Here is a 14,250-nt window from a genome sequence, read left to right as displayed (position 1 = left end):
CCGAACCCGGCAATTCAATAGCCTCGATCGGGACGGCTTTCATAGAATCGGCATCTATCCTGCGCTGTACCGTCATTAAGTACAATATCTAGCTTAGGCTGTACCCCGATTGCTGCGCCTGCAATAGTGACAGGATCAGCCCGGCGCAAGTTTGCACATGAAAAAGGCCGCTTACGCGGCCTTTTTATGGATTAGGTGCCCCCGCTTAAGCGGAAACATTACCCTTTTCATCCTGGCGCTCGGCATAGATATAGAGCGGACGGGCGCTGCCATCCACCACATCGCCGGAAATGACCACTTCCTGCACACCTTCCAGCGTCGGAAGCTCGAACATCGTGTCGAGCAGGATCTTTTCCATGATCGAACGCAGACCGCGTGCACCCGTCTTGCGCTCGACCGCCTTGTTGGCAATCGCCCGCAGGGCGTCGTCGTGGAAGCTCAGCTCGACACTTTCCATGTCGAACAGGCGCTGATACTGCTTCACGAGCGCATTCTTCGGCTCGGTCAGGATCTGCACCAGAGCATCGACATCGAGGTCTTCGAGCGTCGCGATCACCGGCAGACGACCGACGAATTCCGGAATGAGGCCGAACTTCAGAAGATCTTCCGGCTCCAGTTCCCTGAAGACATCACCGATACGGCGCTCATCGACCGAACGAACGGTAGCGCCGAAGCCGATGGACGTCTTCTCGCCGCGTGCGGAGATGATCTTGTCGAGACCGGCAAATGCGCCGCCGCAGATGAAGAGGATGTTCGTCGTGTCCACCTGCAGGAATTCCTGCTGCGGATGCTTGCGGCCACCTTGCGGCGGCACGGAAGCGACGGTGCCTTCCATGATCTTCAGAAGCGCCTGCTGGACGCCCTCGCCCGACACGTCGCGCGTGATGGACGGGTTATCCGACTTGCGGCTGATCTTGTCGACTTCGTCGATATAGACGATGCCGCGCTGCGCACGTTCCACATTGTAATCGGCGGCCTGAAGCAGCTTCAGGATGATGTTCTCGACATCTTCACCGACATAGCCTGCTTCCGTCAGTGTCGTCGCATCGGCCATGGTGAATGGCACATCGATGATGCGTGCGAGCGTCTGGGCAAGATAGGTCTTGCCGCAACCCGTCGGACCGACGAGAAGAATGTTCGACTTCGCAAGCTCGATATCGCTGCTCTTGGACTGATGGGCGAGACGCTTGTAATGATTGTGTACCGCAACCGACAGAACGCGCTTGGCATCCTTCTGGCCGATGACGTAATCGTCAAGGACGGCCATTATTTCCTGCGGCGTAGGCACGCCCTCGCGCGACTTCACCATCGAGGATTTGTTTTCCTCGCGGATGATGTCCATGCAGAGTTCGACGCACTCGTCGCAGATGAAAACGGTCGGGCCTGCAATCAGCTTGCGCACTTCATGCTGGCTTTTGCCGCAGAACGAGCAATAAAGCGTATTCTTGGAATCGCCGCCGCTGTTGCTGACTTTGCTCATCGCAGTTTCCTTTCAATTGACCGAAATGAACCTTGGGCGTTCATATCGATCGTTTCTTCCGGTTCGGACCCAGTACTGGAGGAGAAACGCGCCTCCCGCCGGTCACAACGGCAGCAGATACGCGCTGCCTGTCATGTAGGGCCTGTAGTCTCAGGATTCCTGTCACCGTATAGCTCCCCGACCGAAGGAGCCATTTGGCGACTTTTGCAGAAGCTGCACCGTCAAACAAATGAAAAATAAGTTCCCGGCAAAGATTCGGCATAATCTGACCAAGTTTAGCGCCCCGAACCCCAACAGATGCTTAACGTGGCGCGTTAACCATCACGTAGTTGCAAGAATTGGGCCCCTTTTGTGGCAAAGGGCGCTAAAAACGGGTGCGAGCCGGAGATTCCGGCTCTTACTTCGATTCGTCCGCGCCCACGTCACGCGATTCAACCACCTTGTCGATAAGGCCGAATTCGAGCGCTTCCTGCGCGGTCATGAAATGGTCGCGGTCGAGCGTGCGTTCGATCGTCTCGTAATCGCGGCCCGTGTGCTTGACGTAGATCTCGTTCAGGCGGCGCTTCATCTTGATGATGTCCTGCGCATGACGTTCGATGTCCGAAGCCTGTCCCTGGAAACCGCCCGATGGCTGGTGAACCATGATGCGGGCATTCGGCAGCGCATAACGCTGGCCTGTCGCACCGGCGGTCAAGAGCAGCGAGCCCATCGAAGCAGCCTGCCCCATGCAAAGCGTGGAAACCGGCGGACGGATGAACTGCATCGTGTCATAGATCGCCATGCCGGAGGTTACGACGCCGCCAGGCGAATTGATGTACATGTTGATCTCTTTCTTCGGGTTTTCTGCCTCGAGAAAGAGAAGCTGTGCGCAAACCAGCATCGACATTCCGTCTTCAACCGGTCCGTTCACGAAGATGATGCGCTCCTTGAGAAGGCGCGAGAAAATATCATAGGCCCGTTCGCCACGGTTGGTCTGCTCAACCACCATCGGGACGAGGTTCATGACGGTTTCGATCGGATCTCTCATTATGGGCCTCTGGATATATTTATGGCGAAGTGAATAGTTCTGAATCGTAAGTGTTCCATACATAGGGCGTTGCGCCCCTGTTCCGCAAGTGGCGTAGCGCTACCTGCCTCACTCCCAATCCGACTCCGGCTTTTCGGGGCGAATGCCGCGCTTCTCGTCCAGCGTTTTGCGGGCCACTTCGGTCAGTCGCGCCTTGATGCGAACGGAGCCATCTTCCAGATTCTCGCGTTCGACGCTGCTGCCATGCTGGTAAATCCAGTCGAGAAGATGGAGCTCGAATGGTGACAGCACAACATCGACCGGGCCGAGCGAGCCCGCTATCCGGGTTTCGATAAGTGAAAGCAACCTGTCAACACCTTCACCGGTAATGGCTGACAGAGGGATCGGGCGCCCCTCCTCACTACCGGCGGCGGCCAGACGCAGGGCGGCTTCGCGCCCGCTTTCGTCAAGGTTGTCGATCTTGTTCCAGATTTCGACGACACGCTTACGGTCCTGCGGCTCGATGCCCAGCCCAGAAAGAATGCTTTCCACGTCTTCCGCCTGCGCGGCATTGTCCGGATCGGAAATGTCGCGGACATGCAGGATCAGATCCGCCTCCACCACTTCTTCAAGGGTGGCACGGAAGGCAGCGACGAGATGGTGCGGCAGGTTCGAAATGAACCCGACCGTATCCGACAGGATAACCGTTTCACCATGCGGAAGGCGAATACGCCGCAATGTCGGATCGAGCGTGGCGAAGAGCATGTCTTCGGCCAACACTTCCGCACCCGTCATGCGGTTGAAAAGCGTAGATTTTCCGGCGTTGGTATAACCGACAAGTGCCACGATCGGATGCGGCACCTTGCGCCGCTTCTGACGATGCAGTGTGCGTGTGCGCACCACCGTTTCAAGCTCGCGCTTGATCTTCAGAATCTTGTCCTGCAGCAAGCGGCGGTCGGCTTCGATCTGGGTTTCACCCGGACCTCCGAGGAAGCCGCCACCACCGCGCTGACGCTCAAGGTGGGTCCAGCTTCTGACCAGACGGCCCTTCTGATAATTCAGATGCGCCAGCTCGACCTGCAAGGCACCTTCCTTGGTGCGCGCGCGTTCACCGAAAATTTCGAGAATGAGCCCGGTGCGGTCGATGACCTTGACGTTCCATTCCTTTTCGAGATTGCGCTGCTGTACCGGTGTCAGTGCGTGATCGACGATGACCAGCCCGATAGCCTTTTCCTTGACGGTTTCGGCGATGGATTCCACCTTTCCCGCGCCAAGCAAGGTCGCAGGCCGTGGATTGGCGACAATCGCAATTTCGGCATGTTCGATGTCGAGATTGATTGCCCGGGCAAGCCCGACGGCTTCCTCCAGGCGCGCCTCGTTCGAGCGCTGAAATTCGGGGCGAGCCCCATCTTCCGCCGACGTGCCCGTATTATATCGCTCCGGCAGGACGGGAACGATGACGGCTGCCCTTGTGGGCTCTGGTTCTGAAAGCTCGAAAGCCTTGTCTGCATCGGCAGATGTCGGCTTTTTATCCTTGAACTTGGACAAATATATTCACTCCGGGACGCGGAACCTATTGTGGATGCATTTGGCTGAAAAAATCAGGTCAATGCACTATCTGCCAATGCAGATAAGTCGCCGCTAAAGCTGTTTCAAATGAAAGACGCCCCGGATTGTTTAAACATGACGAACCGGACAGGCAGAGCGTGTCCGGTTATCATCAGCAGAAACAAAACTGGAGCGAAACGACTTGGAGCATGTCTCCCGAAAGTGGGAACCGGTTTCGGGACAAAGACATGCGTAAAAATTATAGAGCATTTCCAATGATTCAATCAAAACAGGAAAAGCTCTAAGTCATCGCGCTCCAGTGGAATTCGCAAAGCGTCAGGCTTCTTCGCCTTCGAACATCTGCACAGGCTGGCTTGGCATGATCGTCGAAATCGCATGCTTGTAGACAAGCTGCGAATGACCGTCACGGCGCAGAAGCACGCAGAAATTATCAAACGACGTTACAATGCCGGTCAGTTTCACGCCATTGATAAGAAAAATCGTCAGGGAAATTTTCTGCTTACGTACAGAATTCAGAAAAAGGTCTTGTAGATTTTGCGATCGTTCAGCCATTGTTTTTATTCCTTTAATCGATCAGCAGCCAGCTCGCGATGTGTTAAACGAACACGCGCATGCACATAAATCAAGCACCGGAGCGTGCAAAACCGGGGCTCGACTGCAATTGCTGTGGAAAGACAACTGCTTCGCTATTTAGCTTCGGTTAACAGGATGGGAATCTTTGCGCAACCGTCAATTTCATTAGTCGCCCGGCAAATTCCGTCAGGCGAGATGGTTTCGTTATCTCAATCGGCCACGACAAGCTCTTCATTTTATAGAGATTCAAGCAGTGGCTGCGTGAAATCTATCGTGCGATCCAAAAACTTCCGGGCCGGAGCGAAACGAGCGTTCCAATCCGACAGGAGTTTGATGCCCCAATGCGTCAGAAGAACTCCAGACTTACGCGGAACATCTGCTCCACATGCTTTACGGCGTCAGACGTTGCGAAAATGACGACACGATCCTTAGGCTTGATCCGCACATCGCCATTGGGGCGGATCACCTGCCCGTCGCGATAGATTGCCCCGATTCGCAAGCCTTCAGGCAAGTCGAGATCGCGCAGCGGCGCACCGACGAGCGATGACGTTTCCAGCGCCTCGGCTTCGATCAATTCGGCCATGTCGCGATAAACACTATAGACCGCGCGAATGCGGCCCCGGCGCACATGCTGCAGGATTTTCGAGATCGTGACCGCTTTCGGATTGATGTAGGCATCGATCCCCACCATGTGGGTGAAATCCTGATAGGCGACCGTATTGAGCAGGGCCATGTTGGACTTGCAGCCCAGGCGTTTGGCCATGATGCTCGACAGGATATTGACCTGATCCTGATTGGTCAGTGCCACCATCAGGTCGGCATCCTGAATATCGGCTTCCTGCAGGAGATTCTGGTCCAGTGCGCTGCCGTGCAGGACATGGTGCGCTTCAGTTGATCGGCAATCGCGAACGCACGATCATGCTCGCTCTCGATCATCTTGACGCGCGTGTTCCACTTGCGGTCCTCGATGGCCTTGGCCACGTAGAGACCAATATTGCCGCCGCCTGCAATAACGATGCGGCTGGCTTCCGGTTTCTCGTGCCCGAACAAGGCAAGCGTGCGGCGAACCTGCTCGCGCGTTGTCACGACATAGGCCAGATCGCCCGCATTCAGCTCGTCGGATGAGCGCGGGATAAACAGGCTATCATTGCGCACCACGCCAACGACAGTCGCTGCAAGATCGGGAAACAGATCAGTCAGCTGTTTCAGCGGTGTATTGATGACCGGACATTCATCAAGACATTCGATCGCGAGGCCGATGATCTTGTCGTCCGCGAAGCGCAACACGTCTGTCGCGCCCTGCAACGCGATGCGCCGCAGAACCACCTCGCCCACTTCCAGCTCAGGCGAAATGATAACATCGATTGGCAGGTTTTCGCGCAGGAACAGGTCCTGATACTCGGCCTTGAGATAGGACTGCGCACGGATGCGGGCAATCTTGGTCGGCACGTTGAAGACCGAGTGCGCCACCTGACAGGCCACCATATTGACCTCGTCGGACAATGTGACCGCAATGATCATATCCGCTTCGTCTGCGCCCGCAGCCGCAAGCACATCGGGCTGCGATCCGTGACCGACAAATCCTCGCACATCAAGTGTGTCGCGCACGATCTCGACATGGCGTGCGGATGTGTCGATGACAGAGACGTCGTTCTCTTCGGCGGCAAGCCGCTCGGCGATGCCGTATCCGACTTGCCCTGCTCCGCAAACGATTACCCGCATGACTGCTCCGTCCGAGACAATGAGAGCATTTCCAGCAAAAGTGCGAAGCGGTTTTGCGTAGGATAATGCAACAAAACAGATATCTAGAGCGTCTCCAGCCTCTCCTCTTTGGCTGGAGCGCTCTAAATGCTTATACGCCCAGAGACTTCAGTTTGCGATGCAGCGCCGAACGCTCCATGCCAACGAACTCCGCCGTGCGTGAAATATTGCCGCCGAACCGGTTGATCTGGGCGATCAGATATTCCTTCTCGAAACGCTCGCGCGCCTCGCGCAACGGAAGCGCCATGATGTGCTGGTCGGATTCCGTTGGTGCGCGTGGCAGGGTGTCGCCGATTTCAGCCGGCAAAAGATCGGCTGTCACTGGCTCTTCTGGATCGTCGCCACGTGCCAGAATCATCAGGCGTTCGACATTGTTGCGCAGTTGGCGAAGATTGCCCGGCCAGCTATGCGCCTGCAGAACCGCCATCGCGTCCGGCCCGATCTTGCGCGGCTTGATGCCAGCCTGTTCGGCAATCTGCTTCATGAAGTAATCGACCAGAGACGGAATATCCTCGCGCCGGGATGCAAGCGGCGGCACCTGCACAGGGACAACCGACAGACGGTGGAACAGGTCTTCGCGGAACGTGCCTTCCGCAATCATGCCTTCGAGGTTCTGTGCCGTCGAGGAGATGATGCGCACATCCACCTTCACGCGCTTGGTGCCGCCAACGCGCTCAAACTGCTGGTCGACAAGCACACGCAGTATCTTGTTTTGCGTCTCGCGCGGCATATCCGCAACTTCATCGAGATAGAGAATACCGCCATGGGCTTCTTCCAGAGCGCCGACCTTGCGTTCGCCGCCGTCCATCTCGGTGCCGAAAAGCTCGATCTCCATCCGCTCTGGCGTGATGGTCGCGGCATTAACCGTCACGAACGGACCGCTGGCGCGGCTCGACTGCGCATGGATGGCACGCGCGGCAAGTTCCTTGCCCGCACCCGACGGGCCAGTGATCATGATGCGGCTGTTGGTTGGCGCTACGCGTTCAATGGTCTGGCGCAACTGGTTCAACGCCAGTGATGCACCGATCAATTCCAGATGGTCGCCAGTACGTTTGCGCAAGTTCGAGACTTCGCGCTTCAGCTTTGAGGTTTCAAGCGCCCGTTCCGCAACGAGGATCAGACGATCAGCCTTGAACGGCTTTTCGATGAAATCGTAAGCGCCGCGCCGGATGGCAGACACCGCCGTTTCGATGTTGCCGTGACCGGAAATCATCACCACCGGCAGTTCGGGGTGCTGCTTCTTGATTTCATCGAGCAGCGCCAGACCGTCCAGACGGCTGCCCTGCAGCCAGATATCCAGGAAAACCAGCCGGGGAACGCGATCGTTGATCGCCGCGAGCGCGCTGTCCGCATCGAAAGCCGTGCGGGTTTCATGGCCTTCATCGCTCAGAATGCCTGCAACAAGTTCCCGGATATCCGCTTCGTCATCAACTACAAGAATATCGGCAGCCATATCAAATCACCTGTCCAGCTATGTTCTTTTCGTTATTTCCCGCATTGGTGCCAGCCTCGCCGGCAGGTCCCGCATTCGCACCAGCTTCGTTGGCAGGCGCTTGCGGGAAGACCATGCGTATCATCGCGCCTCGGCCTCCGTGGAAATCCGAAGGCGCGTCATGCAATTCCAGATGCCCGCCATGATCCTCGACGATCTTGCGGACAATCGCGAGACCAAGGCCAGTGCCCTTCTCGCGCGTCGTCATATAGGGTTCGAGCAGCTTCTGGCGGTCGTCGCCCGGCAGGCCCTTGCCATTGTCGATAACATCGACAACCAGTTGCCCATCCGCCTGATAGGAACGGATGAGGATATGCCCGCCTTCGCCTTCCTTGGCGCGATCTTCCTTCGGCAGTCCGTCAATGGCTTCGCTGGCATTCTTGATGACATTGCCGAACGCCTGCCCGATCAGGCGGCTGTCGAAGGAACCGACCAGATTTTCCGCCCCGAAATCGTTCTGGAAGCGAATATCGCTGCGGCTGACTTCGATCAGGAAGGAGGCTTCGCGCAATGCCTCGCGCATGTCCATAAGCCGCATTTCCGGCTTCGGCATGCGGGCAAAGGCGGAGAATTCATCGACCATGCGCCCGATATCGCCCACCTGGCGGATGATCGTATCCGTGCACTGGTCGAAAACCTCGCGATCCTCGGTGATCACCTTGCCGTAACGGCGGCGAATGCGTTCGGCTGAAAGCTGGATCGGCGTGAGCGGATTCTTGATCTCATGCGCAATGCGGCGGGCGACATCCGCCCAGGCCGACGAACGCTGTGCCTGCACCAGATCGGTGATGTCATCCACGGTCACCACATAGGAATGATCTTCGGATTCCGTATCCTCGACGGTCACCTGCACGTTGAACGTGCGCGCCACGCCGCCGCGGGTCATGCTGACCTGCTCGCGGTGTACGGCACGTCCCGTTGAACGGGCGACCTCGAAAGCCTGCCCAATCTCTGGCGCAATGCTGGTAAGGCTTTTGCCAACAGCATCATCCGATGTGACACCGAACATATGCTCTGCGGAACGGTTCAGAATGGAGATACAGCCATCCGTTTCGATGCCGATGACGCCTGCCGTCACACCGGAAAGCACGGCTTCAGAGAAGCGACGGCGCTCATCGATCTGATCCTTGGCGGAAATCAACTCGTTACGCTGGCTCTTAAGTTCCGCGACCATGTTGTTGAAAGTACCGGACAATGCGCCGACATCACCGTCCGAAGCGCGCACCGGAACCGAGATATCGAGGTTACCAGCCGCCACGTCGTCCGACGCACCGATCAGCAGACGGATCGGGCGCACCAGCCGGTCAGCAACAGCAATACCGGTCCAGATCGCCGAAAGCAGAACGATCAGAGTCAGACCGAAATAGAGCAGCGCGAACGCGATCTGCGTTGGAATGCGGTTCGCATCCATTTCCTGATAGCGCTGGGTGTTGGCTTCCATCAGGCGCATGGCGTCGAGAATCTGCGAATCCACGGCGCGAACCGTATAGAGATAGACGTCCGGTATTTCGCGCATCTTGATAATTGCGCCGACGAAATTACTGTTTCCCGGCGGGATGATGACCGGCTTGCCGTCCGGTGCCGTCTTCAGTGCATCTTCAGTCGGCGGGGGCAAGCGATCTTCGACACCGGTATCGCTCTTGACGACCACTTCACCATTTTCACGCACCAGGAACGCACCGAGCAGACCGCGACCGCGCGTCTGCAACGTCATCAACTGGACGAAGCCGCCACGATCAAGACTGTAGATGGTGCGCTGCGCATCGAGATCCTGCAGCATCGAATAGGACGTGCTTTGCAGGTTGAGCGCGGTTTCGCGGATATAGGCGGTGGTCAGGCTCTGCGATGAACTCACAATGTCGCGGGTATTGGTGTCAAACCAGCGATCAAGACCCAGATTGAGCGTTACGGAAGCAACGATGGCCACCACGATGGCAGGAACCGCTGCAATCAACGAAAACAGCGCGACGATGCGGACATGCAGGCGCGAAGCGGCCTTTCCAAGCCGGCGGGCCATGACGATGCGATAGACTTCGCGGCAGATCAGCAGAATGAGGAACAGAATCAACGCGACATTGATGATGACCAATGCCAGCGTTACCGTCCGGTCAGGCGTGATCGGGGTGATGCCAATCAGAATGGCGAAGGATATCGATGCCGTAATCAGCGCTGAAACAACAGTGATGATACCCGGCAGCGCCAGAAGCCTGCGCCCCTCGCCGCCTTGCGATGATTGTTTCTCGCCGTTCATGTCCGTCGTCAGATTCGCCGTGCTCATGTTAACCATGTTACCCAATAGCGTTGCATCTATGCAACGCATTGTGGCGAAAATGCAACGTTTGTTTCGCACTCAGTTGTTGACGAAGGGTAACTCTCGTTCAGCGGCCATGCGGATACTCATCAGTCAACCTAATGGAGACAACATTCGGCGCTCAATTTTTGGCGCAATGCATCAGAAATTGAGTCTGGCCATTGCAAGTGAATCAACAAACTCTCCGGCTCGGAAAGCATCCTTCACGTGAATGCCCTCCGGGACGAAACCGAACTTCTCATAGAGATGGATCGCGGCGACATTGTCGACATACACGGTCAGTTCAAGCCGCTTCAGACCGAGCCAGTTATCGGCGATCTCGATCAGCTCGGTCATAAGTGCCGTGCCGATCCCCTTGCCGACATACTGGTCGTCTATTCCCATTATAATGCCTGCGGTATGGCTCCGTCTTCCGGTGCGCCGCAGCAAGCCAGCGTTTGCGACGATCTCTTCATTGATCGTCGCAACAATCACCGTCGATTCCGGTCCGAGCGAATCCAGCCATTTCTTCGTGGTCTCAAGGCGCTGGAACGGCGTGCGCAAAGTGCCGAACCGAAATCCCGGCATGTTCTGCAGGCGGGTGAGACCTTCAGCATCCGTAGCTTCTACTGCGCGAATGACGAGATTTTCAGGTCGCATTTGGACTCCTGATTTCAGTGTTCCTGCAATCTTCAGTTCGCAGGCTGGCAAACATCCAGACATGCTGAGATTGGCTGGCGATTTTTATCGCAGATACAACCGTTTGACGCGGAATAGGATAGTCCGGGCTTTTCCCGGTCGTAAAATGAATAAATTGCAACAAGTACGAAGCCTGAAATCGTCAGGCACAATATTTGATACATTTTGACCTCCCTTGCGCCGGAAGATCAACATTGTCCTTGCTGGCGGAGAATTTCTCAACGCCAACAAATGCCTCGTAATTATATGGATTAGCTATTGCGCGTGCGCGAGTAGCCCTTCTGACACAGCAACACCGCCCAAATTGGGCGGTGTTGCAAAATTCAGTATGCCGAACGACCCATTCGTTCTGCGCGATCAGTTTTCAGCGCCGTAGGCGTCGAAATCAAAGTACTTGTCGTTGACTTCCTTGTACTTGCCGTTCGCGCGGATCGCCTTGATGGCATTGTTGAACTTTTCGACCAGTTCAGGACGGCCCTTCTTCAAGGCAACGCCGACGCCAACGCCATGGATGTTGTCGTCGGACGGATAAGTGCCGACCATCTTGCAGCAGGCACCATCCGGCGTCTTCAGCCATTCGCTCAGCGTTACACTGTCGTCGTTGACGGCATCAAGGCGACCATTAGCCATATCGAGCCGGTATTCTTCGGCGGTCGGATAAGCCTTGATCGTGCTGTCCGTGAAGGCGTGTTCGGCATAGTTGGCGTGCGTCGTTGACACCTGAACGCCAATTGTCTTGCCGGCAAGGTCTTCCTTGGTCACACCCTTGATGTCGCTGTCCTTGGGGACCGCGATGCCGGGAGGCGTGTTGTAATACTTATTGGAGAAGTCGACCTGCTTCTTGCGCTCATCCGTGATCGACATGGAGGATACATAAGCGTCAAACTTTCCGGCCTGAAGTGCCGGAATAGTGCCATCCCACTCCTGCGTGATGAATGTGCACTCGGCTTTCATTTCCTCGCAGAGCGCCCTTGCGATATCGACATCAAAGCCCGACAGCGAGCCATCCGGATTGGTGAAATTGAACGGCGGATAGGCGCCTTCCGTTCCGATTACAAGTTTCAATGGCTCTTCGGCAGTTGCCGCGCCGATCACCAAACCATTTGCCGTTGCCGCGATCCCCACAATCGAAGCTGCCACAGCGATACGCTTTAATACGCGCATTCAGATCCCTCCCATTTCATTTTGGCTTTTCCAGAATTGATCTTCTGGTTAAGCCCCTGACAAGGGGAGGTTTAAGCAGGCAATGCAAATCGCCGACTCGTCATGATTTCTCCCCCGCCGCTATCAATAGATGGTTCGATGGAGCTTGCACAATGTCTTTTTGATTGCGGAAATAGTTCTCGATTCTGTCCCGATTGCACGCACAAACGCTGTCCATCAAGCTCATCAAGTAAATGGCGCACCCGACAGGATTCGAACCTGTGACCTCTGCCTTCGGAGGGCAGCACTCTATCCAGCTGAGCTACGGGTGCATTGCCGGAAGGCTCGAAGCCTTTACATGCGCGTTTCTAACTGAACCGCGCATATGCATCAATGGCTTATTTTGATTAAGCGGCGCAAATTTTGCCGTTAGAGCGCATCCCGAAAAGCGTGAAACGGTTTTCGGATAAGATGCGCACCAGAACAGACAGTTGAAGCGCCCTATGAACGCAACCCGGGAGCCTCCTGCCCCGTCCGCTCCACATATTCCGTATAGCCGCCGCCATATTGGTGAATGCCTTCCGGTGTCAGCTCCAGAACCCGGTTCGACAAAGCGCCGAGGAAATGCCGGTCGTGCGATACGAACAGCATCGTGCCCTCATAGGCAGCAAGCGCCTTGATGAGCATTTCCTTCGTATCGAGATCAAGGTGGTTGGTCGGCTCGTCCAGGACCAGGAAATTCGGCGGATCGAACAGCATGGCCGCCATGACCAGACGCGCCTTTTCACCGCCCGAAAGCACCCGGCACTTCTTTTCGATATCGTCACCGGAGAATCCGAAGCAGCCAGCCAGTGCGCGAAGTGGGGCCTGCCCTGCCTTCGGGAAGCGCTCTTCCAGCCATTCCAGTATCGTTGCATCGCCGTCGAGCACATCCATCGCATGCTGCGCGAAATAGCCGAGCTTGACGCTAGCGCCAACATTGACGTTGCCCTTGTCCGGCTCGGCAGCGCCTGCAACCAGTTTCAGCAGCGTCGATTTTCCTGCACCATTGATGCCCATGATGCACCACCGTTCGCGGCGGCGAACCATGAAGTCAAAACCGTCATAGATCGTGCGGCTGCCATAGGTCTTGTGCACACCCTTCAGGCTAACAACGTCCTCACCCGAACGCGGCGCCGGGGCAAAGTCGAAAGCGACGGTCTGGCGACGGCGTGGCGGCTCCACGCGGTCGATCTTCTCCAGCTTCTTCACGCGGCTTTGAACCTGCGAAGCGTGGGACGCGCGCGCCTTGAAACGCTCGATAAACTTGATTTCCTTGGCAAGCATGGCCTGCTGGCGTTCAAACTGCGCCTGCTGCTGCTTTTCGTTCAGCGCCCGCTGGCCCTCGTAAAAGGCATAGTCGCCGGAATAGGTCGTGAGCGAACCACCATCGATTTCAATGATCTTGGTCACGATGCGGTTCATGAATTCACGGTCGTGCGAAGTCATCAGCAACGCGCCGTCGTAGTTCTTGAGGAATGCTTCCAGCCAGATGAGGCTTTCGAGATCAAGATGGTTGCTCGGTTCGTCGAGCAGCATCACATCCGGGCGCATCAGCAGAATGCGCGCCAGCGCAACACGCATTTTCCAACCGCCGGAGAGCTTGCCGACATCGCCATCCATCATTTCCTGCGTAAAGCTAAGGCCTGCCAGAACCTCACGCGCACGGCCATCCAGACCGTAGCCATCCAGCTCTTCGTAGCGCGCCTGCACTTCACCGTAGCGCTCGATGATCGCATCCATCTCGTCCATACGGGCCGGATCGACCATCGCGGCTTCCAGCTCGCGAAGTTCAGCCGCAACCACGCTGACGGGTCCCGCACCTTCCATCACTTCCGCAACGGCTGATCGACCGCCCATTTCGCCGACATTCTGGTCGAAATAACCGACCGTCACGCCTTTTTCGACGGAAACCTGGCCTTCGTCCGGCAGTTCATCGCCGGTGATCATGCGAAACAGGGTTGTCTTGCCCGCACCGTTTGGACCGACAAGGCCGATCTTTTCGCCACGGTTCAAAGCGGCGGAAGCCTCGATATAGAGAATGCGATGGCTGTTGGATTTGCTGATATTGTCGATGCGGATCATGGAACGGGAGGACTTTGTTGAGTGGAATGGAGCGTAAGGTTGTCGCGTTGCGGCCTCCCTATGCCATGACAGCACGGGCAAGTCACCCCGCTTCGCGATCAAGTGTCGGATGG

The 14,250-nt window shown here is 56.4% G+C and carries 9 protein-coding genes, 1 tRNA gene and 2 pseudogenes; all 12 read right to left on the bottom strand.

What is annotated here, in order from left to right:
• Positions 1-205: 205 nt before the first annotated feature.
• The 12 genes and pseudogenes from clpX to LJ361_RS05830 all read right to left on the bottom strand — a co-directional run bounded on the left by clpX (position 206) and on the right by LJ361_RS05830 (position 14,137).
• Entirely contained in the window at positions 206-1,480 is a 1,275-nt protein-coding gene (gene clpX, locus LJ361_RS05885; protein WP_010660143.1) for an ATP-dependent Clp protease ATP-binding subunit ClpX, read from the bottom strand.
• 397 nt (positions 1,481-1,877) lie between these two features.
• Positions 1,878-2,507, bottom strand: a complete 630-nt coding sequence (gene clpP / locus LJ361_RS05880) for an ATP-dependent Clp endopeptidase proteolytic subunit ClpP (RefSeq protein ID WP_010660144.1) — start codon at positions 2,505-2,507, stop codon at positions 1,878-1,880.
• Between the two features lie 108 nt (positions 2,508-2,615).
• On the bottom strand, positions 2,616-4,034 hold the full coding sequence (hflX, locus tag LJ361_RS05875; protein ID WP_012092092.1) for a GTPase HflX: 1,419 nt from the start codon (positions 4,032-4,034) through the stop codon (positions 2,616-2,618).
• Positions 4,035-4,370: 336 nt separating this feature from the next.
• Positions 4,371-4,607, bottom strand: coding sequence for an RNA chaperone Hfq (gene hfq / locus LJ361_RS05870; RefSeq protein WP_002964239.1), 237 nt, complete (start codon positions 4,605-4,607; stop codon positions 4,371-4,373).
• A 5-nt stretch (positions 4,608-4,612) separates the two neighbouring features.
• Positions 4,613-4,825, bottom strand: a pseudogene (locus LJ361_RS05865) (hypothetical protein).
• 149 nt (positions 4,826-4,974) lie between these two features.
• Positions 4,975-6,350: pseudogene (gene trkA / locus LJ361_RS05860) on the bottom strand (Trk system potassium transporter TrkA).
• A 130-nt stretch (positions 6,351-6,480) separates the two neighbouring features.
• On the bottom strand, positions 6,481-7,842 hold the full coding sequence (locus tag LJ361_RS05855; RefSeq protein WP_010660147.1) for a sigma-54-dependent transcriptional regulator: 1,362 nt from the start codon (positions 7,840-7,842) through the stop codon (positions 6,481-6,483).
• Position 7,843: 1 nt separating this feature from the next.
• Positions 7,844-10,201, bottom strand: a complete 2,358-nt coding sequence (locus LJ361_RS05850; protein ID WP_264812966.1) for a sensor histidine kinase NtrY-like — start codon at positions 10,199-10,201, stop codon at positions 7,844-7,846.
• A gap of 132 nt (positions 10,202-10,333) precedes the next feature.
• A complete protein-coding gene (locus LJ361_RS05845; protein WP_012092095.1) occupies positions 10,334-10,831 on the bottom strand; it encodes a GNAT family N-acetyltransferase in 498 nt (165 codons plus the stop codon).
• A 396-nt stretch (positions 10,832-11,227) separates the two neighbouring features.
• On the bottom strand, positions 11,228-12,034 hold the full coding sequence (locus tag LJ361_RS05840) for an ABC transporter substrate-binding protein (protein WP_105529050.1): 807 nt from the start codon (positions 12,032-12,034) through the stop codon (positions 11,228-11,230).
• Between the two features lie 234 nt (positions 12,035-12,268).
• Positions 12,269-12,345 (bottom strand) — tRNA-Arg (locus LJ361_RS05835).
• Between the two features lie 169 nt (positions 12,346-12,514).
• Positions 12,515-14,137 carry an ABC-F family ATP-binding cassette domain-containing protein gene (locus LJ361_RS05830; protein ID WP_010660169.1) on the bottom strand — a complete coding sequence of 541 codons (1,623 nt, stop codon included), beginning with the start codon at positions 14,135-14,137 and terminating at the stop codon, positions 12,515-12,517.
• Positions 14,138-14,250 lie beyond the last annotated feature (113 nt).

Source organism: Brucella sp. JSBI001 (assembly GCF_026014005.1).
Lineage (GTDB): Bacteria > Pseudomonadota > Alphaproteobacteria > Rhizobiales > Rhizobiaceae > Brucella > Brucella anthropi.
The sequence above is the reverse complement of the archived record's forward strand: the minus strand, read 5'-3'. Positions and strand labels throughout refer to the sequence as shown.